This window comes from Salinicola sp. MIT1003, assembly GCF_001858555.1.
GTDB lineage: Bacteria > Pseudomonadota > Gammaproteobacteria > Pseudomonadales > Halomonadaceae > Salinicola > Salinicola salarius.
Map to the genome: position 1 here is coordinate 92,384 of NZ_MCAP01000059.1, position 22,038 is coordinate 114,421.

General features: G+C 62.2%; 18 protein-coding genes. 5 read left to right on the forward strand and 13 right to left on the reverse strand.

Annotation, left to right across the window (positions count from 1 at the left end):
- Positions 1 to 76: 76 nt before the first annotated feature.
- Entirely contained in the window at positions 77 to 607 is a 531-nt protein-coding gene (locus tag BC443_RS17090; RefSeq protein ID WP_071233080.1) for a DUF2062 domain-containing protein, read from the forward strand.
- 178 nt (positions 608 to 785) lie between these two features.
- Here the strand turns inward: BC443_RS17090 and BC443_RS17095 are convergent, their stop codons facing one another.
- Both BC443_RS17095 and BC443_RS17100 read right to left on the reverse strand, forming a co-directional pair.
- Entirely contained in the window at positions 786 to 1,502 is a 717-nt protein-coding gene (locus BC443_RS17095) for an ATP-binding cassette domain-containing protein (protein ID WP_071233082.1), read from the reverse strand.
- Positions 1,495 to 2,736: a lipoprotein-releasing ABC transporter permease subunit gene (locus BC443_RS17100; protein ID WP_071233084.1), complete on the reverse strand. Its 1,242-nt coding sequence runs from the start codon at positions 2,734 to 2,736 to the stop codon at positions 1,495 to 1,497. The genes BC443_RS17095 and BC443_RS17100 overlap by 8 nt, the downstream gene beginning before the upstream one ends.
- Positions 2,737 to 2,999: 263 nt before the next feature.
- Between BC443_RS17100 and BC443_RS17105 the strand changes: the two genes are divergently transcribed.
- From BC443_RS17105 to BC443_RS17115, 3 genes are all read left to right on the forward strand, one after another.
- On the forward strand, positions 3,000 to 4,052 hold the full coding sequence (locus BC443_RS17105) for an agmatine deiminase family protein (RefSeq protein WP_071233085.1): 1,053 nt from the start codon (positions 3,000 to 3,002) through the stop codon (positions 4,050 to 4,052).
- A gap of 64 nt (positions 4,053 to 4,116) precedes the next feature.
- Complete coding sequence (locus tag BC443_RS17110; RefSeq protein ID WP_071233087.1) at positions 4,117 to 5,016, forward strand: carbon-nitrogen hydrolase; 900 nt, start codon at positions 4,117 to 4,119, stop codon at positions 5,014 to 5,016.
- A gap of 232 nt (positions 5,017 to 5,248) precedes the next feature.
- Positions 5,249 to 6,184: a DNA replication terminus site-binding protein gene (locus BC443_RS17115; protein WP_071233089.1), complete on the forward strand. Its 936-nt coding sequence runs from the start codon at positions 5,249 to 5,251 to the stop codon at positions 6,182 to 6,184.
- A 150-nt stretch (positions 6,185 to 6,334) separates the two neighbouring features.
- Here the strand turns inward: BC443_RS17115 and sthA are convergent, their stop codons facing one another.
- The 10 genes from sthA to BC443_RS17165 all read right to left on the reverse strand — a co-directional run bounded on the left by sthA (position 6,335) and on the right by BC443_RS17165 (position 16,826).
- A complete protein-coding gene (gene sthA / locus BC443_RS17120; protein ID WP_071233091.1) occupies positions 6,335 to 7,726 on the reverse strand; it encodes a Si-specific NAD(P)(+) transhydrogenase in 1,392 nt (463 codons plus the stop codon).
- Between the two features lie 84 nt (positions 7,727 to 7,810).
- A complete protein-coding gene (gene nqrM, locus BC443_RS17125; protein WP_071233093.1) occupies positions 7,811 to 8,068 on the reverse strand; it encodes a (Na+)-NQR maturation NqrM in 258 nt (85 codons plus the stop codon).
- Entirely contained in the window at positions 8,065 to 9,120 is a 1,056-nt protein-coding gene (locus tag BC443_RS17130; protein WP_071233095.1) for an FAD:protein FMN transferase, read from the reverse strand. Before BC443_RS17130 ends, nqrM begins: the two co-directional genes overlap by 4 nt.
- Positions 9,117 to 10,349 carry an NADH:ubiquinone reductase (Na(+)-transporting) subunit F gene (nqrF, locus tag BC443_RS17135; protein ID WP_071233097.1) on the reverse strand — a complete coding sequence of 411 codons (1,233 nt, stop codon included), beginning with the start codon at positions 10,347 to 10,349 and terminating at the stop codon, positions 9,117 to 9,119. The genes BC443_RS17130 and nqrF overlap by 4 nt, the downstream gene beginning before the upstream one ends.
- Positions 10,350 to 10,412: 63 nt before the next feature.
- Positions 10,413 to 11,033 (reverse strand): NADH:ubiquinone reductase (Na(+)-transporting) subunit E, encoded by a 621-nt coding sequence (gene nqrE, locus BC443_RS17140; protein ID WP_071233099.1) that lies wholly within the window; start codon positions 11,031 to 11,033, stop codon positions 10,413 to 10,415.
- On the reverse strand, positions 11,026 to 11,706 hold the full coding sequence (locus BC443_RS17145; protein WP_071233101.1) for an NADH:ubiquinone reductase (Na(+)-transporting) subunit D: 681 nt from the start codon (positions 11,704 to 11,706) through the stop codon (positions 11,026 to 11,028). The genes nqrE and BC443_RS17145 overlap by 8 nt, the downstream gene beginning before the upstream one ends.
- Before the next feature lie 2 nt (positions 11,707 to 11,708).
- Positions 11,709 to 12,488, reverse strand: coding sequence for a Na(+)-translocating NADH-quinone reductase subunit C (locus tag BC443_RS17150; RefSeq protein WP_110630792.1), 780 nt, complete (start codon positions 12,486 to 12,488; stop codon positions 11,709 to 11,711).
- A complete protein-coding gene (locus tag BC443_RS17155; RefSeq protein WP_071233103.1) occupies positions 12,485 to 13,720 on the reverse strand; it encodes an NADH:ubiquinone reductase (Na(+)-transporting) subunit B in 1,236 nt (411 codons plus the stop codon). The genes BC443_RS17150 and BC443_RS17155 overlap by 4 nt, the downstream gene beginning before the upstream one ends.
- Positions 13,720 to 15,069, reverse strand: coding sequence for a Na(+)-translocating NADH-quinone reductase subunit A (locus BC443_RS17160; RefSeq protein ID WP_071233104.1), 1,350 nt, complete (start codon positions 15,067 to 15,069; stop codon positions 13,720 to 13,722). Before BC443_RS17160 ends, BC443_RS17155 begins: the two co-directional genes overlap by 1 nt.
- 305 nt (positions 15,070 to 15,374) lie before the next feature.
- Positions 15,375 to 16,826 carry a glyceraldehyde-3-phosphate dehydrogenase gene (locus tag BC443_RS17165; protein WP_071233105.1) on the reverse strand — a complete coding sequence of 484 codons (1,452 nt, stop codon included), beginning with the start codon at positions 16,824 to 16,826 and terminating at the stop codon, positions 15,375 to 15,377.
- Between the two features lie 324 nt (positions 16,827 to 17,150).
- Here BC443_RS17165 and mfd point away from each other — a divergent pair, with 324 nt between their 5' ends.
- Complete coding sequence (gene mfd / locus BC443_RS17170; protein ID WP_071233106.1) at positions 17,151 to 20,600, forward strand: transcription-repair coupling factor; 3,450 nt, start codon at positions 17,151 to 17,153, stop codon at positions 20,598 to 20,600.
- Positions 20,601 to 20,738: 138 nt separating this feature from the next.
- On the opposite strand, the gene BC443_RS17175 is transcribed toward mfd, so the two are convergent.
- The gene (locus BC443_RS17175) at positions 20,739 to 21,863 is read right to left on the reverse strand and encodes a metallophosphoesterase (protein ID WP_083387494.1); all 1,125 of its coding nucleotides are present in this window, start codon (positions 21,861 to 21,863) and stop codon (positions 20,739 to 20,741) included.
- Between the last annotated feature and the right edge of the window lie 175 nt (positions 21,864 to 22,038).

The window sequence follows — 22,038 nt, forward strand, 5'->3', positions numbered from 1 at the left end:
CCGATAAGCGGACTTAACATGGCGGGGCCTTGAAGTTGTATGGATAATGGGCCTTCTTCGTTCAGCGAGCGGCCTCATGTCTCGTCGATGGTTACAACGCTACATTCCCAGCCAGGAGAGGCTGCAGCGCACTCGCTCTTTGCGTTTCATGCACCATATGCTGGGCGATCCGGCGATGTGGGTGCTATCTCGTCATAGCGTTGCCAACGCCTGCATGGTCGGCCTGTTCGCCGCCATGCTGCCGATCCCGTGCCAGATGCTGCTGGCCGCCTTTGGCGCCTACTGCTTTCGCGGCAACCTGCCGCTATCCGTCAGCCTGGTCTGGCTGACCAATCCGCTGACGATGCCGGTAGTCTTCTATTTCAACTACCGCGTGGGGGCATGGGTGCTGGACTACCCGGCCCGCAAGGTGCCGGATCACATCACCACGATGTGGATCGCCGAACAGATGGCGCACATCGTTCTGCCGCTGGCGGTCGGCTCGGTGCTCGTTGGCCTGGTGCTGGCCCTCGTCAGCAACGTTCTGGTACGGCTCATCTGGCGCTTCCAGATCTACCGCAGCTGGCGGCGACGCGCGAAACGCCGCCAGCGCCGGCAACAACATTAAACTCGCCATCGACTGACCCGACTGCCCCAACCGACGGCCGGCTCGACTGTCGTTTCCGACCGTTTCGGCCTCCGGCCCCTCTGGCGATTTCGCACTGACGCAAAAAAACGCCGCCCTGGACTGTTGATCGTCCAGAGCGGCGTCAGCTTTAGGCCATGCGACAACTCGCTGCGTCAGCTCATACGGCGGTCAGTCGGCCTTTGTCCAGACGCATGGTGCGATCCTGGTGCGCCGCCAGCGACATGTCGTGGGTCACCACCACGAACGCACAGTCGGTGGTCGCCGCCAGCTCGTCCATCATCGCGAGGATGTTGGCCGCGGTAGTCTGATCCAGATTTCCCGTCGGCTCGTCCATCAATACCAGACTGGGATCGGTGACCAGCGCCCTGGCGATGGCCACGCGCTGGCGCTCCCCGCCCGACAGTTCACCGGGCTTGTGGGCACCACGTGGCGCCATGCCGACCCGGTCCAGCAGCTTCTGGGCCTTCTCCACGGCGACCTTCCGGCTCTGCCCGCGAATGATCAGCGGCAGAGCGACGTTTTCCGCCGCGGTGAACTCCGCCAGCAGATGGTGGAACTGATAGACGAAACCGATATAACGGTTACGAAAGCTGCCCAGCGCCGACTCATTCAGCCCCGCCAGCGATTGCCCGCCGATGACGACCTCGCCTCCATTGGGCCGATCCAGGCCGCCCAGCAAGTTGAGCAGCGTGGTCTTACCGGAGCCGGAACTCCCGACGACGGCCACTCTCTCTCCGGCTCTTACCTGCAGGTCCAGGTGATCCAGCACGGTGAGATCCTGCGGGCCTTCGCTGTAGGTTCGCGTGAGTTGGCGGCAGTCGAGCATGATGTTGCCTCCGCTGGCAGACGATGACCGGAAATTGGCTTCACTCATAACGCAGTACCTCTGCCGGCTGGATACGTGCCGCTCGCCAGGCCGGATAGAGCGTCGACAGGAAGGTCAGTCCGAAAGCGCTGGAGACGATCACGCCCAGGTCGCTCATCTCGAGCCGCGACGGCAGGTAGCTAATGAAATAGACGTTGGGATCGAGGAACTGGATACCGGTGACGGCCTGGAACCAGGCAATGATGTCGGACACCGTCAGCGCCAGGATCACGCCGGCAATCACCCCGATCACGATACCGATGATGCCGATCGCCAGCCCCTGCACGACGAAGATTCCCATGATCGACTTCGGCTTGGCGCCGATGGTGCGCAGGATGGCGATGTCCGCATGCTTGTCGGTAACCACCATGACCAGCGTCGAGACGATGTTGAACGCCGCCACCGCGACGATCACCATCAGCAACAGACCGATCATGTGCTTCTCCATCTGGATCGCCTGGAACAGGTTGCCATGGGTATAGGTCCAGTCCATGCCTCGATAACCGGCACCCAGATTCGAGACGATGTCCCGTGTCACCGGCCCGGCCTTGAACAGGTCATCCAGCTCCAGACGCAATCCATCGACCTTGTCGCCGAGGCGGGCGAGTGTCTGCATGTCCTCGATATTGGCATAGGCGAGATTGGCATCCAGGTCGGCACCGACCTTGAAGATCCCGCTGACGGTGAAGCGCTTCAGACGCGGAAACACGCCACCCGGTGTGATCGATGCCTCCGGCACCAGCAGCGTCACCCGGTCACCCACGCCGACCCCGAGATTGCGCGCCAGCAGCGAGCCGAGCACGACATGCCAGCTGCCGGCCGAGAGATCGTCGAGCGAGCCGGTCTGCATGTGCTGATCGATGATCGAGACGTCACGCTCGTATTCCGGCTGAACCCCGGTGACCATGGCGCCCTGGGTGCGTCCGCTGGCCGAGAACATGCCCTGCTGCTGCACGTAGGGGGCCGAGGCGACGACATTCCGATGCTGGTCGACCTTCTCGGCCAGCGCTTTCCAGTCCTGCATGCCGCCCTGCTGTTCGATGCGGGTATGCGGCACCATGCCGAGTACGCGGGTACGCAGTTCGTGATCGAAGCCGTTCATGACCGACAGCACCAGGATAAGGACAGCGACCCCCAGGGCCAGGCCAAGCATCGAGGTGAGCGATATGAAGGAAATGAAGTGGTTACGTCGTTTGGCCCGGACGTATCTCAGGCCCACCAGAAAGGGTAAACGGTCGAGCATCAGGTTGGATTCCTTGTCAGCAGCGGCTCATGTTACGGGTTTTGTCGGTTCCCGAAAACGCCAGTTTGTCGGGCGACCTTCGGCTTGCCAGCGGCGTCGCCCACGCTACACTGGCGCTCACCGGAAAGCGGTAGCGAGCGCCGTCGTCGCCGCGTCGAGACGACGCGCGACTCCTGCTTGCATCGCCGCGATCAGGCTCTACAATGCCGCGTCCTCTACATCGGCTCTGACGCACATCGGCCCTTATGCGCAATGGAGACACCATGACCCTGCGTCTGTTCCCCGAGTGGCACCCCCAGGATGCCATTCAACTGACCTGGCCGACCCCGACCAGCGATTGGGCACCGTTGCTCGAGCATATCGAGGCAACGCTGGAAGCGATGGTCGTAGCCATCACTCGCTATCAGCCGGTGCTGGTCGTCGTGCACGACGAGCCTCAGCGCGAACGCCTGGCGGCGCGTTTCACCGCGCTGGGCATCGACGCCCGGCGCTGGCATCTCGTGGAGGCTCCGAGCGACGACACCTGGGCCCGGGATCACGGCCCGATCGCCGTCGAACGCGATGGTCGCCTGACGTTGCTCGATTACGTCTTCACCGGCTGGGGTGGCAAGTTCGCCGCCGAACGGGACGATGCCTTGACTCGGGCGCTGGCATCCCGACAGGTATTCGCGGCACCGGTCGAATCGCAGACGCTGGTACTCGAAGGCGGCGGCATCGACACCGATGGCGAGGGCACGCTACTCACCACCAGCGCCTGCCTGCTCAATCCCAATCGCAACCCGGACCTCGACCGCGACGCCATCGAGACCTGCCTGGGCGAGCAGCTCGGCGTCTCCCGCGTGCTATGGCTCGAGAACGGGCATCTCGAAGGCGACGATACCGATAGCCATATCGACACCCTGGCGCGCTTCTGCGACCCGGCGACGATCGCCTACGTGCGTTGCGACGATCCCCGGGATCCGCATTACGAGGCCTTGGCGGCGATGGAGAACGAACTCAAGGCGCTCCGCCGCGAGGACGGCTCGCCCTATCGCCTGCTGGCACTCCCCTGGCCCAAGCCCTGCTTCGATCCGGACGACGGCCACCGCTTGCCGGCAACGTACGCCAACTTCCTGATCATCAACGGCGCCGTCCTGGTTCCGACCTATGGCGATGCCGCGGATTTCCAGGCACTCAAGGTCATCGACGGCGCCTTCCCCGGCCGCGACGTGATACCGATCGACTGTCGCGCCGTCATCCGTCAGCATGGCAGCCTTCACTGCCTGACCATGCAGTTGCCGCGCGGATCGCTCGATCCCTCGCTATCCTTGGGCTGAGTGGAAACCTGAGGCGAGAAGCCGAGTCAAAGAGCCGGTTCGAAATACAGGTTAAGGAGAGATCATGTCCAGAACGCTAAAGGTCGGCCTGGTCCAGCAGCAAGCCTGGCCAGACAAGCAGCGCAGTCTCGAAGCGAGCGAAGCCGGTATCCGCGAGCTCGCCGCCCAAGGTGCCGAACTGGTACTGCTGCAGGAACTGCACGCGACGCACTACTTCTGCCAGTGCGAAGATACCGAACTGTTCGACCTGGCCGAGCCCCTGGATGGCCCGACCGGCCAACGGCTCGCGACCCTGGCCCGCGAGCTGGATATCGTCATCGTCGGCTCGATCTTCGAACGCCGCGCCGCGGGGCTCTACCACAACACCGCCATCGTGCTGGACCGCGCCCGGGGCCGCGTCGGTCATTATCGCAAGATGCACATCCCCGACGATCCCGGCTTCTACGAGAAGTTCTACTTCACGCCTGGCGACGAAGACGCCAAGCAGGGTTTCGAGCCGATCGACACCTCCGTCGGCCGCCTCGGCGTGCTGGTCTGCTGGGATCAGTGGTATCCGGAAGCGGCTCGATTGATGGCATTGGCAGGCGCGGATCTTCTGCTTTACCCCACCGCCATCGGCTGGACGCCTTCCGACGACACGGCGGAAAAGCAGCGCCAGAAGGATGCCTGGACCCTGATCCAGCGCTCGCATGGCGTCGCCAACGGCTTGCCGGTCATTGTCGCCAACCGGGTCGGCCACGAGCCCGATCTCTCCGGCGTCGGCAAAGGCATCGACTTCTGGGGCGGCAGTTTCGTCTGCGGCCCCCAGGGCGAGCTGCTGGCTCACGGTGGCGAGGAAAGCCAGAACCTGCTGGTGGAGGTCGACCTGCTTCGCAGCGAAGATGTTCGCCGCATCTGGCCCTACCTGCGTGACCGACGGATCGACGCCTATGGCGACCTGACCCGCCGCTATCGCGATCGCTGATAGCGTTCGTCGCTGCTGCCATCGTTCCGGCGATGGCAGCGGCGCAAGATGGTCGATTTTCTAGACGATCATTCCCTCTAAATGCTCGTCCTCTCTAATGACGTTCTTTCTGGACGACCTTCTCTCTGCATGCCCCTTCTTTTCCTTGCTTGCGAAAGAAAACATCGCCAATGGGTAGACGCACCAAGAAAGATAACGGTATAAATCGATATCTGTCTTCAGGAGACGCTCCATGGAACTGCAGTATCGCTTGCTGGCCGAGCTGGAATCCGATTTCGATCGTCTGATCGAGGCGGTCGAACAGCTGGCAACGCTCTATGCCAACAATCCGACACCCGCCTGGGCATTGGGCGAGACGACGGTCGATGCGCAATGGCTACGCCGCGCACTGACCGACTTCTGGTATCAGGACGGACAGGACGGCCGCGAAACGCGCAATTACATTGGTGTGGTCGTCGCAACGCCGGCGATCATGGAAGCCGTCCAGACGGTCAACCTCGGCAAGGCGCGATTCGCCGCAACGCTGAAACGCATTCGCCAATCCGCCCCTCGACTCATCACCGAGGCCAAGGCTGTGCTGCCTTTCCGGCACCCGGTGCTGCATGATCATCTGCGTGGCCAAGGGCTCGCCCGCCTCCATCTCAAGCAGTGCTGGCGTCAGGTGCCCATTGCCGACGCGCCGCTATCGCGGATCAGGCTGGCGTGGTATACCAGCGGCCGCTCGATCAAGCGCATGAGCGTGGCCGACGCGGAAGCCAGATTGAAGCAGATGGACCTGTCGGCATCCCACATTCAGATCCAGCTGCGCAAGCTCGCCGATATACCAGATGGCGAGCCACTGGCGCAGATCCAGCAGCAGGCACCGGTGATGCGGGCCAATCTCTTCTTCCGCGAAGCGCTGGCGGATGGTCGAATGCGACGCGCCATGAACCTGCCCTTGCCGCTGTTCATTCCGGACCCGGCGCTGAAGATGCCACATCTCAACGATCCACCGGTACGGCCGCCAGCAACGCGAACCCGTGCACGCCGTTCCGATCAGCGACTGGAGGACGATGTCTTCCTGAAAAGCTTGCGCGTCTACCGCTATCGCAACCCGGCGCTGCAGATCGCGCTCGACAAGCAGCGCGAGCAGGACACTGACAGCGGCAGCAACGATCCGCAAGCCTGACCGCTACCCAGCCCCAGGTGGCGCAACGCGGATTGTCAGCGTTCCCCTACCCTGCAGGAAACGAGCCACCAGAAACGCCGTCGCCCCTGACTCGCGAAGCCTCGATGACAAGGCTGCAATTCAGGAGCGAACGACGATCAGGCCGGCCACTCAGAAAAGTCGGTTCAAACCGTTCTGGGCAGCGATTCGGTAGGCTTCAGCCATGGTGGGATAATTGAATGTGGTATTGATGAAGTAGCGTAGCGTATTGGCTTCGCCCTTCTGCTGCATGATCGCCTGGCCGATATGGACGATCTCGGAGGCCTGGTCGCCGAAGCAGTGAATCCCCAGGATTTCCAGCGTTTCGCGATGGAACAGGATCTTGAGCATGCCCGCCGTGTCGCCGGTAATCTGCGCGCGTGCGGTATCCTTGAAAAAGGCCTGGGCGACCTCGTAAGGCACCTTGGCTTCGGTCAGCTCCCGCTCGGTCTTGCCCACGGAACTGATCTCGGGAATGGTGTAGATCCCGGTGGGAATATCATCGACGAAGCGGAAATCCTCGCCGAGAAATTCATCGCTGGCGCTACGCCCCTGATCGTAGGCCGCACTCGCCAGGCTCGGCCAGCCGATCACGTCGCCCACCGCGTAGATGTGCGGGATCTGGGTGCGGTAGTGGCCGTCGACCTGCAACTGACCGCGGCCGTTGGGCTCGAGACCGATGTTCTCGAGACCCAGATCGTCGGTATTGCCGGTACGACCGTTGGCCCAGAGGAAGGCGTCGGCACGAAGCCGCTTGCCGGATTCCAGGTTGACCACCACGCCGGCCTCGTCGCCCTCGACGCTACGGTACTCTTCGTTGTGACGAATCAGCACGCCGTTGTTGCGCAGCTCATAGGAGAGCGCATCGCTGATTTCGTCATCGAGGAAGGAGAGCAAGCGCTCGCGGGTGTCGATAAGATCGACCTTGACGCCCAGGCCGGAGAAGATGGAAGCATACTCCGAGCCGATTACCCCGGCGCCATAGATGATCAGCGTCCGCGGGGTATGCGACAGGCCGAGAATGGTGTCCGAGCAGTAAATGCGCGGGTGACGAAAGTTGACGTCGGCCGGACGATAAGGCCGTGATCCGGTGGCGATCACGAATTGAGGAGCGCTGAGCTCTTCCGCACCTTCATGATTGTCCCGCACGACGACGGTATGTTCGTCGCGAAAGCGTGCCACGCCGAAAAACAGATCGATGCGATTACGCGAGTAAAACTTGGTACGCAGTTCGACCTGCTGGTCGATCGTCACGCGAGAACGCTCGAGCACCTTGGGGAACGAAAACCAGCGCGGCTCACCGATATCACGGAACATGCGGTTGGTATTGAACTGCATGATCTGCTTGACCTGATGCCGCAGCGCCTTGGAAGGAATCGTTCCCCAGTGCGTGCAGTTGCCACCGACGGACGACTGCCGCTCGACAATGGCAACCCGCTTGCCATGTTTCGCCGCATTGATCGCGGCACTCTCGCCTGCGGGCCCCGAGCCGATGACCACGACGTCATAGTTGTGAACTGCCATTTGCTTCGCCTACTCCTTACATGATGGCTGGTACGACCTGATCGGATCGTGGCGACCGACAAACGAACCCAATACTGCCGCTACTCAGCGCTTGACGGCGTTGTAGCCCAGATCCGCGCCGCGATTTTCATCGCTGCGCCGGCGCGCACCAGCGACATTCTTGCGACTCTCTTCTTCACAGACCTCGTCGTTGCCGCCGCAGATCTCGCATCCATTCTTGAGACCGAGGGTATTGAGGCCACCGCAGGAACCGGCAATGGGCTTGCGTCCGAGGATGACGCCAATCGCCATGCCACCTACCAACAGCAGCATGATGGCGAAGGCCAGAATCCAGATCGTCATGACTGATTCTCCTCTTCCGAATCTTTGAGATAGTTTTGAAACGCCGTGGATACACGCGTTTCGAAGCCTTCCGGCGTTTTGACAACGAGATAGACCGCCAGGTTTTCACGCTCGGCCATGGCATAACCAGCGTCTGGGCCCAACACATCGATAGCTGTCGCCAAGGCGTCGGCGGTCATGCAGTCAGCCGTGATCACTGTCACGGAAACCAGATGGTGGGTGATCGGGCGACCAGTCCGCGGATCGATGGTGTGCGAATAACGCTTGCCATCGCTTTCGAAATAGTTGCGATAGTCACCCGATGTCGCCACTGCCGAATCATCCAGCTCAATGATACGCTGCACGCTACGTTCGTTCGAGACCGGCTTTTCCACCGCGATCCGCCAAGGCTGGTCGCCGGGCTTGTCGCCTCGTGTACGAATTTCGCCGCCCACCTCGACCAGGTATCGGCTCACCCCCAGGTCGTCCAGCGCCCGGGCGACCGCGTCGACACCGTAGCCTTTGGCAATACCGGAAAGATCCACGTAGACCGGCTTGGTCTTGGTCAGCGTATCGCCATCGAGCTGGAGAGCCCGATAATCGACTTCCTTCAGCGCTGCCGCGATCTCGTCGTCACTGGGCACGCGATCCGGGTGCTTATCCGGGCCAAAGCCCCAGAGGTTGACGGCCGATCCGACCGTGACATCGAAAGCGCCGCTGGACATGTCACCCACGCGGATCGCTTCCCGAATCACTTCGGCCGTCTCCGGGGAGAGCTCGAACGGCTCGCCCACTGCTGCCTGGTTGAAGCGTGACAGCTCGGAATCGGGCTTGTAGGTCGACATCAGGCGGTCGACGCGATGCAGTGCATCCTTGACCGAATGCTCGATCCTGTCGAGCTGTTCGTCGTCGTAGTCACCGTAGAAGGTCACGTGAAATCCGGTGCCGAAAATCGGCCCTTCCAGCCGGTAGGATTGAGGTTCGCGCTCGCACCCGGCCAGCAGTGCGAATAGCAACAGGGCCAACCCCAGAAGGATCGGCCCCGTCACTCGGCGCTCAAGCCGTTGGATCATCCGCCGAAATCATCCAGCATGATGTTTTCGGGCTCGACGCCCATATCGGTCAGCATCTTGATCACCGAGGCATTCATCATCGGCGGCCCACACATGTAGTACTCGCAGTCTTCGGGCGCCGGGTGATCCTTGAGATAGTTCTCGTAGAGCACATTGTGAATGAACCCGGTCGGCCCTTCCCAATTGTCCTCCGGCTGCGGATCGGAGAGCGCCAGATGCCATTCGAAGTTGTCGAACTCTTCGGCCAGCTGATCGTACTCTTCGTTATAGAACGTCTCGCGCCAGGAGCGTGCGCCGTACCAGAACGACATCTTGCGCGTGGATTTCAGTCGCTTGAGCTGATCGAAGATGTGGCTGCGCATCGGCGCCATGCCCGCACCGCCGCCGATGAACACCATCTCCGCGTCGGTATCCTTGGCGAAGAATTCACCGAACGGCCCCATGACGGTCACCTTGTCGCCCGGCTTCAGGCTGAAGACGTAGGTCGACATCAGCCCCGGCGGATGGCTGGATTTCGGGGGCGGCGTCGCGATACGGATGTTGAACTTGAGGATCCCTTTCTCTTCGGGATAGTTCGCCATCGAGTAGGCGCGAATCACCTCTTCGTCGTTCTTGTGCGTGAGGTTGAACAGCCCGAAGTTCTCCCAATCGCCGCGATACTGCTCCTCGATATCGAAATCGGAGAACTTCACGTCGTAGGGCGGCGCCACCAACTGCACGTAGCCACCGGCACGGAAGGCCACTTCTTCGCCTTCCGGCAGCTTCAGGTTCAGCTCCTTGATGAAGGTCGCGACGTTGGGATTCTCGATGACCTCGCATTCCCACTTCTTGACGCCGAAGACCTCATCCGGGACACGGATCTTCATGTCCTGCTTGACCGGCACCTGGCAGGAAAGGCGCCAGCCTTCCTTCTTCTCGCGCAGAGTGAAGTGAGACTCTTCGGTCGGCAGGATGGAGCCGCCGCCTTCGCTCACCTGGCACTTGCACTGCGCGCAGGAGCCGCCGCCGCCGCAGGCCGACGACAGAAAGATGCCGTTGGCGGCCAGCGTCTGAAGCAGCTTGCCCCCGGCCTGTGTCGTCACGGTGTTGTCAGGGTCGCCATTGATCTCGATCGCCACGTCACCGCTGCTGACCAGCCGGCTGCGCGCGGCCAGGATGACCGCCACCAGCCCCAGCACGATCACGGTGAACATGACGACGCCGAGCACGATGATGGATGTATCAACCATGTCGGGTTCCTATTTCCTTGTTGCGTTGATGTCGTTGCCTGGACGCCACGGGTCTTGCTGGCGTCAAAGCTGGATGCCGGAGAAGGACATGAAGCCCAACGACATCAGACCGGCCGTGATGAACGTGATCCCCAGTCCCTGCAGACTGCCGGGCACATCACTGTACTTGAGCTTTTCGCGGATACCCGCGAGCGCCATGATCGCCAGCGCCCAGCCAGCACCCGCGCCGGCACCATAGATCACCGACTCGCCGAAGGTGTAGTCACGCTGAACCATGAACAGCGAGGCACCCATGATGGCGCAGTTGACGGTGATCAGCGGCAGGAAAACGCCCAGTGCGTTGTAGAGCGCCGGCACGAACTTGTCGAGGAACATCTCGAGGATCTGGACGATCGCCGCGATGACGCCGATATAGCTCAAAAGGCCCAGGAAGCTGAGGTCGATGTTCTCGGCACCTTCGAGGCCGGTCCAGCTCAATGCCCCCGCCTTGAGCAGGTAATTGAGAATCAGGTTATTGACCGGCACCGTGATGGTCAGGACGACGACGACGGCGATGCCCAGACCGATGGCGGAAGAAATCTTCTTGGAGACGGCCAGGAACGTACACATGCCCAGGAAGAATGCCAAGGCCATGTTCTCGACGAAGACCGCCTTCACGAACAGGCTGAGATAGTGTTCAAACATTGGCAGTCTCCTTGATCTTGGCCTTGCTGTTGGCAACGATACGGTATTCCGTCTTCTCGACCTGCTCCGGATTGAGTGTACGCAGCACCCAGATCAGCAGGCCGATGACGAAGAATGCCGAAGGCGGCAGCAGCATCAAGCCGTTGGGCACGTACCAGCCACCGTTCTGAACCGTCGGCAGGATGGTCAGGCCAAACACGCTGCCCGACCCCAGCAACTCGCGAACGAAGCCGACGATCAGCAGGATGACGGCATAGCCGAGTCCGTTGCCGACGCCGTCGAGAAAGCTCATGACCGGGCCGTTCTGCATGGCGTAGGCTTCCGCGCGCCCCATGACGATACAGTTGGTGATGATCAGGCCGACGAACACCGACAGCTGCTTGGACATGTCATAGGCATAGGCACGCAGCACCTGATCGACCACGATGACCAGCGACGCGATGATCGTCATCTGCACGATGATGCGGATCGACGACGGAATGTGATTGCGGATCAGCGAGACGAACATGCTGGAGAAGGCCGTCACGGCAATGACCGCGAGCCCCATGACCAGCGATACGCTCATGGAGTTGGTCACCGCCAGCGCAGAACAGATCCCCAGTACCTGCAGGGCGATCGGGTTGTTCTTGAAGACTGGTGACAGAACGACGTCTTTTACGGAGTCCGTAGCCATCTTCACGCTCCTCCTTGGGAATCGTCATGGAATCGGGCGAGGTACGGGGCATAGCCCTCGTTACTCAGCCAGAACCGCAACATGTTGGTGACGCCTCGGCTGGTAAGCGAGGCTCCCGACAGCGCATCGACTTCGTACTCGCCGCTGGCACCGCCTTTCACGAGTTGGATCTGAGGATCCTGGTAGTCGCCATCCTCGTAGATCTTTTTGCCATCCCACTTCGCCTTCCAGCGCGGGTTGTCGACCTCGCCGCCCAGGCCCGGGGTTTCGGACTGGTCGTAGTAGGAAAGCCCCACGATGGTATTGCCATCGCCGCGCACGGACAAGAAGCCTTCCATCAGCCCCCACAGTCCCTGGCCGCGAATCGGCATGACGATCTGATCTGGGTCGTCGGGATCACCGACCAGATAGACGGTGGAGAACTTCTCCTGGCGCCCGATACCCGCGATATCGTCATCGCCCGACAGCGTGCGCGACGTTGCCGGATCTCTGGCGGCGTCGAACTGATCGTAGGTATTCGGATCCAGATCGTCGGAATACTCGCCGGTTTCGAGGTTGACCACGCGTGGCGTGATCAGCTCGGCGTACTTCTCTTCGACATCATCGCCCGGCTTGTAGAGTTCGGTCACCTGCAGGATGTTGCTCTTGCGGTCCAGCGCCTGGTTCTGCAACTGCTTCGGCTTCAACACCACGGCCGCGGACGAGACGACCACCGAGCAGATGACGCAGAGGGAAAATGCGACGATCAGCGTCTTCTTGATCGAGTTGTTGCTCGCCATCAGACAGCCTCCTTCTCGGTGGACGCCAGCGCTGAAAGCCGCTTTTGGCGCCGCTTGATATTCGCCTGTACGAAAATGTGATCGATCAATGGCGCGAACAGGTTGGCAAACAGGATTGCCAGCATGATGCCCTCGGGGAAGGCCGGGTTGACCACACGGATCAGCACGGTCATCACACCGATCAGCGCGCCGAAGATCAGCTTGCCGTTATTGGTCATCGACGCCGATACGGGATCGGTTGCCATGAACACCATGCCGAAGGCGAAGCCACCCAGTACCAGATGCCAGTACCACGGCATCGCGAACATCGGGTTGCTGTCGGAACCGATAGCGTTGAACAGCGATGCGGTCAGGATCATGCCGATCATGACACCCGCCATGATGCGCCAGGAAGCGATGCGCGTCAGCAGCAGTATCGCCGCACCGATCAGGATCGCCAGCGTCGAGGTTTCCCCCACGGACCCCTGGATGAAGCCGAAGAAGGCATCCCACCAGCTGTACTGCTGATGCAGGCCTTCCATGCCGTTGAGCGCGGCGTTGGACAGCGCCGTGGCACCGGTATAGCCATCGGCCGGGACCCATACGCTATCACCGGAGATCTGGGCCGGATACGCGAAATAGAGGAAAGCACGGCCGGTCAGTGCCGGGTTGAGGAAATTCTTGCCGGTTCCGCCGAAGATTTCCTTGCCGATCACCACGCCGAAGGTAATGCCGAGCGCCACCTGCCACAGCGGGATGGTCGCCGGCAGCGTCAGCGCGAACAGCACCGACGTCACGAAGAAGCCTTCGTTGACTTCATGGCCACGCTTGACCGCGAACAGGACTTCCCAGAAGCCGCCCACGACGAACGTCACCAGATAGATCGGCAGGAAGTAGGTCGCCCCCAGCACGAAATTGGCCCAGATGCTGCCCGGGTCATGACTCCCCGCCAGCGCCATGGTCACCGCTTCACGCCAGCCAGCGATCGCACCGAAGCCATCGGCAATCGCCAGGTTGGCCTGAAGGCCTGCGTTGTACATGCCGAAGAACATGGCCGGGAACGTACAGGCCCAGACCGTGATCATGATGCGCTTCAGGTCGATCCCGTCGCGCACGTGAGTCATGCTTTTGGTGACGCTGGGGGGCGAATAGAAGATCGTATCGACCGCCTCGTAGAGCGCGTAGAACTTCTCGTACTTGCCGCCCTTCTCGAAATGAGGCTCCAGCTTGTCGAGCGTATTGCGAATCCCCATCATCAGGCCTCTTTCTCGATCATGGTCAGGTTGTCGCGCAGGATGGGACCGTACTCGTACTTGCCGGGGCACACGTAGGTGCACAGCGAGAGGTCTTCTTCATCCAGCTCCAGGCAGCCGAGCTGCATGGCCGATTCGATGTCGCCGACGATCAACGAGCGCAGCAGCTGGGTCGGCATGATATCCAGCGGCATGACCTTCTCGTAGGCGCCGATCGGCACCATGGCACGCTCGGATCCGTTGGTCGACGTATTGGGTGCGTAGTTGGGCAGTCCCAGGAACTGGGAGACGTAGATACCCATGACCGAATGACGGTTGCGACCGGGCGACAGCCAGCCCATGAAGGCGCGCTTGTTGCCCTCTTCCAGCAGCGAGAACTGACGGTGGAAACGCCCCAGGAACTGGCGACTTCCCTCGCACTGCGTACCGCCGAAGATGGATCCGGAGATGACGCGGGTATCTTCCGGTTTCTCGATCTCGCCTTCGAGCAGCTCTTCGCTGCTGGCCCCCAGACGGGTGCGGACCAGGCGCGGATTCTTGGCTCGCGGCCCGCCGATGGCGACCACGCGGGTCGGATCGAAGCGCCCCTCGGCGAACAGCTTGCCGATGGCGATCACGTCCTGACAGTCGAGATGCCATACCTGACGCTGCAGCCCGACCGGCGAGAGATAGTGGATATGCGTACCCACCAGGCCTGCCGGATGGAGCCCCTCGAAGCCCTCGGCCTGAACGCCCTCCAGATCATCGCCCGGTAGCGTCGCGTTGCCACGGCGAGTCACGAAGACCCGGCCGGGCGTCAGGTGACGGATGACCTGCAGCCCCTGGCGGAAGGCGTCGCTATCGGCGTCGATGATCACCTTGGGATCGGCCGACAGCGGATGCGTGTCGATGGCCGTCACGAAGATGTCGGCCGGCACCGCGCCGAGTTCCGGCACGCGGGAAAAGGGCCGCGTTCTCAGCGCCGTCCACAAGCCGGACTCGACCAGTTGATCGACCACCTGCGACCGTGAAAGCGACGCCAACCCATCCACGCCATGGGCCGTGAAGGTTTCGCTCTGCTCTTCCTCGTCGAGCTTGATGACCACCGACAGCAGGCGACGCTTCTCGCCCCGGTTGATCGCGACCACCTCGCCGGCGCCGGGAGCTGTATAGCGAACCCCGGCCACTTTCTTGTCGGTGAACAACACCTGGCCCCGCTTCACGCGATCGCCTTCACGGACCTCCATGGTCGGCTTCATGCCGACATAGTCGGACCCGAGCAGCGCGACATGGCGCACGGCGCGCCCGTCGTCGATACGCTGCTCCGGCGCCCCGGCAACGGGAAGGTCCAGGCCTCGTTTGACTTCGATCATAGTCTCGCCCAGTTGTCGAATCTGATGTCGATAAGGAAAAAGGTTCGACGGACGCCAGGCATGTCCGACTCCCGCAGCAAGGCTCAGGAAGAACAGGAAGGTGACGTCACGGAATCCGAATGCTTTTCTTATCAGAAAGGGTGACTTCCATGGCCCATGACTTCGATGGACCACGCCGAAAAACGCGCACCATTATAATGATGCCGGCCCCCGAAGACTACTCGCCGGCACGCCGACCCGGCCGCCGGACAACGAAAAAGTCTCGGCAGCGCCGAGACTTTTTAGACTAAAGTTCAATGGACGAATCAGGGCGTGGCCGGCAAGTACCGGTGACAGACGCGGGACATGTACTGCAGGATTCTCACCACCTGACAGCTATACCCGAACTCGTTGTCGTACCAGACGTAGAGCACCGCCTGCTTGCCGTCGGCGATGGTTGCCTTGGCATCCAGGATCCCTGCATGGCGGTTGCCGACGAAGTCCGACGACACCACTTCCGGCGAATCGACATAGTCGATCTGCTTGTGCATCGGTGAATGCAGCGCCATCTGGCGCAGATACTCGTTGAGCGCCGTGCGGTCTGTCTCTTTCTCCAGCGACAGGTTGAGGATCGCCATCGAGACATTGGGCGTCGGCACGCGGATCGCATTGCCGGTCAATTTGCCGGAAAGCGCCGGCAGCGCCTTGGCTACCGCCTTGGCCGCGCCGGTTTCCGTCAACACCATGTTGAGCGGCGCACTGCGTCCGCGGCGATCGCCCTTGTGGTAGTTGTCGATCAGGTTCTGATCGTTGGTGTAGGAGTGGACGGTCTCGACATGGCCATGGACGATCCCGTATTCGTCGTCGATGGCCTTGAGCACCGGCACGATGGCATTGGTGGTGCATGAAGCCGCAGAGACGATACGGTCTTCCTCGCCGATGGTCTGATGATTGATACCGTGGACGATATTCTTGAGATCGCCCTTGCCCGGCGCCGTCAGCAACACCTTGGCAACCCCCTTGGATTGCAGGTGCTGAGCCAGCCCCTCGCGATCGCGCCATTTGCCGGTGTTGTCGACGACGATGGCGTTGTCGATGCCGTAGACGGTGTAATCGATCTCGGCCGGCGAATCGGCATAGATCATGCGGATGTAGTGACCGTTGGCGATCAGCGCATGGTTTTCGTGATCGATGTCGATCGAGCCGGAGAACGGCCCATGGACGGAATCGCGACGCAGCAGGCTGGCCCGCTTCTCGAGATCGTCACCACTGCCGCGAACGACGATGGCACGCAGCCGAAGCAGGTTACCGCCACCGGCCTTCTCGATCAGGATGCGCGCCAGAATGCGCCCGATGCGACCGAAGCCGTAGAGCACGACATCCTGAGGCTCCCCGCCCATGCCGCTGCCGTCGTGAGCACCCACGATGTCGGCCAGCTCGCGCTCGAGAAACGCCACGACATCGCTTTCGCCGGAGTGCTTGAACGCCACGCCCAGTCGGCCGATATCGATATGCGCCGGCCCCAGATTCAGTTCAGTCATGGCTCGCACCATCGGCAGCGTGTCGGCGACCGAAAGCTCGGTTCCCTCGACCTTGCGAACATAACGATGGTTCTTGAGAATCCGCGTCACGGAACGATTGATCAACGACCGCCCGAACAGCGAAGGGATCACGTTGTACTGACGATAGAGCTTGCCCAGAAGCGGAATCATCTCTTCCGCGCGAGCCTCGTTGTCCTGCCACTCCTGGAAGACGGTATCGAGCTGTTCCTGACTCACAAGCGGGCCTCTCTCTGATCGAATTGGGGGGTCGAATTGGCGCATCGACAGCGTCGGTCAAACGGATCGCTGGCGCTGTCCGCACAGTGGTCGCCAACACCGCTTCAGAGCGTCCGCCTGACCAAAAACCCGAGTATTATCTGCATCCTACGAAACGCCCCGCAATCGCCGCGTAGTCGCAAATGTTGTAGTTTCACTACACGGGCCACCGCCGATGCCTGACGTTCGACAACGGCACTCGAGGCAAGAAATGCGGCTCGACACCCCCGCCATTGCGACAGCCTGCTATCATCCCTGCACGTAAATTCGTTCTCCGAAAGGCTCATGTCGCATTTCACACCGCTCGCCCCGCCTCTGCCGACCGGCACGCGCGAAACTACCTATTGCCAACTGCCCCAGGGAAGCGCTACCGCGCTGACGCTGGCGCGCCTGGCCGACGATGCACCACTGCTGGTGGTGACGCCGGACACGGCAAGCGCGCAGCGCCTCGAGAGCACGCTGCGCTTCTATGCCGACGTGCCGGTGATGCCGTTTCCCGACTGGGAAACGCTGCCCTACGACAGCTTCTCGCCACACCAGGACATCGTCTCGGCACGGCTGAGAACGCTGCGGGAACTGCAGGAAGGCACCCAGGGGATCGTGCTGGCATCGATCAATACCCTGATGCAGCGACTGCCGCCACGCGACTACGTGGCCGGGCGCGTGCTGACGCTGGTGACCGGTGATCGGCTCGATCGGGAAAGTTTTCGCGAGCGCCTGTCGCGGGCCGGCTATCGCGCGGTTGAAACCGTCTACGAGCCGGGCGAATACGCCATGCGCGGCTCGCTGATCGACCTGTTCCCCATGGGCACTGACGCCCCGCTGCGCATCGACCTGTTCGACGACGAGATCGACACGCTGCGGCGCTTCGATCCGGATACCCAGCGCACGCAGGACAAGATCGAGCGCATCGACCTGTTGCCGGCGCACGAGTACTCGTTGTCGCGCTCGGCGATCGCCTGTTTCCGGGAAGGGTTCGAAACCCTCTTCGACGTCGATCCGCGGCAGTGCCCGCTCTATGTGGATGCGATCAAGGGCATTCCCTCTCCCGGCCTCGAACAGTACCTGCCGCTGTTCTTCGAGGAGACCGCCACGCTGTTCGAACATCTGGCGGAACAGACGCGCATTGCGCTGCTGCCCGACGTTTTCGAAGCTGCCGAACATCACTGGCTCTCGATCGAAGGTCGCTACGAGAATCTCGGCGTCGACCCGACTCGCCCGCTGCTGCCCCCGGCGAAGGCGTTCGTACCCGCGGCCGAAGTCTTCGCCGCGATCAAACAGCACCCCCGTCTCGAATTCGTGACCGACTCGGCCTCACGCCACGCCATCGCCAGCGCGACCCAATCACCGCCGGCAGTCGCGATCAATGCCCGCGCCCAGCACCCGCTGGCGACGCTGGAGGCGTTTCTCGATGCTCATCGTGATCTGCGCATTCTGTTCGTCGCCGAGTCCCGCGGGCGCCGCGAAGCGCTGGATGAGGCACTCGCGCCGCTGCATCGGGATATCCCCCATATCGATGGCTGGCAGAACTTCCTGGATGGCAACCAGCCGCTCGCGATTGCCGAGGGGGCGCTGGACGAAGGTCTCTGGCTGGGCGATCCCGCTATCGCGGTCATCACCGAAACCGAGCTCTACGGCGAAGTCGTGCGCCAGACGCGCCGCCGCGCCAAGGCAACCGACGACAACGAGCTGGCCGTGCGCCACCTCTCCGAGCTGCGCCCCGGTGCGCCCGTGGTGCATCAGCATCACGGCGTGGGGCGTTACCTGGGCCTGGAGATGCTTACCGCCGGCGGTCAGGCAGCCGAATTCCTGGCGCTGGAGTATGCCGGCGGCGCCAAGCTCTACGTGCCGGTCGACAATCTTCAGCTCATCTCGCGCTACGCCGGCGCTACCGACGAACTCGCCCCCTTGCACAAGCTGGGCTCGGACACCTGGGACAAAGCCAAGCGCAAGGCGGCCGAGAAAGTCCGCGACACCGCTGCCGAGCTGCTCGACATCTATGCGCGGCGCGAGGCCAGGGAAGGTTTCGTCAGCGACATGCCCGGCGAGGAATATCTGCGCTTCGCGGCGAGCTTCCCGTTCGAGGAAACCCCTGACCAGCACGCCGCCATCGAGGCGGTGATCGCCGACATGACCGCGCCGCGGCCAATGGATCGCGTCGTCTGCGGCGATGTCGGTTTCGGCAAGACCGAAGTCGCCATGCGCGCCGCGTTCCTGGCCGTCAGTTCCGGCCGCCAGGTAGTGGTACTCGTGCCTACCACGCTGCTGGCCCAGCAGCACTACGACAACTTCCGCGACCGCTTCGCCGATACTGCCGCGCAGATCGAGATGCTCTCGCGCTTCACTGGCGGCAAGGGGGAAGGCGATGCCCTGAAGCGCATCGAAGAAGGCCGCGCCGACATCGTCATCGGCACCCACAAGCTGCTCTCCAAGTCGGTCAAATTCTCCAACCTGGGCCTGATGATCATCGACGAGGAGCATCGGTTCGGCGTCGCTCAGAAAGAGCGCCTCAAGCAGATGCGCGCCGAGGTGGATATTCTCACGCTGACCGCGACACCCATTCCGCGCACGCTCAACATGGCCATGAACGGCATTCGCGATCTGTCGATCATCGCCACGCCCCCGGCACGACGCCTCTCGGTCAAGACGTTCGTGCAGCAGCGCAACGAGCCGGTGGTCAAGGAGGCGATCCTGCGCGAGGTGCTTCGCGGCGGCCAGGTCTACTTCCTTCACAACGAGGTCAAGACGATCGAAGCCAGTGCCGAAAAGATCCGCGAGCTGGTGCCGGAAGCCCGCGTCGGCGTGGCTCACGGCCAGTTGCCGGAGCGCGCCCTCGAACGGGTAATGTCGGACTTCTACCACAAGCGCTTCAACGTGCTGGTCTGCTCGACCATCATCGAGACCGGCATCGACGTGCCCAGCGCCAACACCATCATCATCGAGCGCGCCGACAAGTTCGGCCTGGCCCAGCTGCATCAGCTGCGCGGCCGGGTCGGACGCAGCCACCATCAGGCCTATGCCTACCTGCTGACGCCGCCGCCCAAGGCGATGACCAAGGATGCGATCAAGCGGCTCGAGGCAATCAGCCAAAGCGACGATCTCGGCGCCGGCTTCACGCTCGCCAGCCACGACATGGAAATCCGCGGCGCGGGCGAACTGCTCGGCGACGAGCAGAGCGGCCAGATGGAAACCATCGGCTACAGCCTCTACATGCAGATGCTCGATCGTGCGGTCAAGGCGATTCGCGCCGGCAAGACGCCCAATATCGAAGCCCCGCTCGATGAGGGCACGGAAATCAGCCTCAACCTGCCGGCGCTGATTCCCAACGACTACCTGCCCGACGTTCAGCAGCGCCTGATCATGTACAAGCGCATCAGCAGCGCAGCCGACGAGGGAGCGCTGAAGGAACTGCAGGTAGAGATGATCGACCGCTTCGGCCTGCTACCGGCGCCGCTCAAGACACTGTTCCGCCAGACGAGGCTGCGCCAGCGTGCCGAGCGCCTCGGTATCGCCAAGCTGGAAGCCGGAGCCGAACGCGGCCGGGTGATCTTCGGCCCCGACCCGCAGGTCGACCCGATGACGCTGGTCGAACTGATCCAGCGCCAGCCGGCGGAGTACAAGCTCGACGGCGCCGACACGCTGCGCTTCCACGGCGACATGGAAAAGGAAGAAGATCGCTTCCAGCGCATCGACACGCTGCTGGATATCCTCAACCGCAAAGCCAAGGCGGCCTGAGCTGCGAAAAAATTAGACTGCGGCTACTTCACGAAAACGTCAGCGACATCGTCGCTGGCGTTCTTTTTTACAGCGGCCCGACGCCGCCGTGGCTCGTGGCTCGTGGCTCGTGGCTCGTGGCTCGTGGCTCGTGGCTCTTCAGTCTGCCCGGCGCAGCCAAATCCGGGTGATCTCGGCGGGCGCGCCAAAACGCATCGGCGGCCCCCAGTAGCCAGTACCCCGGCTGGTATAGACCCACATCCGCCCCTCCTTGCCCAGCCCGGCCAGAAAGCGGTTGGCACGACGCGCCAGTAGGCTCCAGGGCCATATCTGCCCGCCGTGAGTATGGCCGGAAAGCTGCAGGTCGAACCCGGCCTCTGCCGCCACGGGCGCGGAATTGGGCTGATGCGCGAGCAGCAGGCGCGTCGCTCCCGGCGGTATGTCACGGGCAGCCAGCACCGGGTCGCTGCGATGCGCCGGGACGTAGTACCCCGCCGACAGATCGGTAATGCCGGCAACGGCCAGTACCGCCCCGTCATGCTCGACAGGGTCGCACTCGTTGATCAGCACGCGCATGCCCAGACGTTCAAAGGCGGCGACCCACGCCTCGGCCTCGCTGTAGTACTCGTGATTGCCGGTCACGCAGAATGCGCCATGGCGAGCTCTCAAGTTCGCCAACGGCGCCAGGTCTTCTTCCAGCTCCGCGACGCGGCCATCGGTCAGATCACCGGTTATCGCGACCAGATCCGGGGTCAGCGAATTGACCCGTTCGACGATGCGCTGCAAGTGCTGGCGCTTGATCGTCGGGCCGATATGCAAGTCGCTCAACTGAACGGTCCTCAGCCCCTCCAGCGCAGCCGGCAGCCCGACCAGCGGCACCGACACGTCGACGACCCGTGGCACTCTTCTCGCCTGCCACACCGCATAGATCGACAGCACGGACGATGCGATCAGCACGCCCCAGGCGCTACCGGTGACCAGCAAGGCCGTCGGCGCAGTCGCCACGTGCCATGTCGCGAGCAGAATGTCCCGGGCCAACGTGAACAGCAGCAGAAAGGAGAACACCCCCGTCATAACGGCGACCGGCCAGGCGAACCAGCGACCGTTGAGCCAGGTTACCCGGATCACCCAGGGCATCAGCAGCGCACTGGTCAGCAGGTAACCGGCCCCGACGACGTTGCTCCAGATGCCCAGCGAAAGTTCGGGCAGCAGGCGCCAGCCGACATAGCCATGCAGCACGAGCAGGACCAGTCGCAGACGTAAAAACGATCGATGATGTCGCAAGTTCAAGCATTCCTTGCATTGAATGAGCGAAAAACCGGCATGCCGGCACGCGGCGACTCGACATCCACTCCCGTTCTCCCGGCGCGAGACATGGACGCAACTGCCTCAACGTAGTGACGATGCCTCAACGTAGTCCCGCGTGACATTGGCCGCAACGCAAGGCGTTGCGCTATCC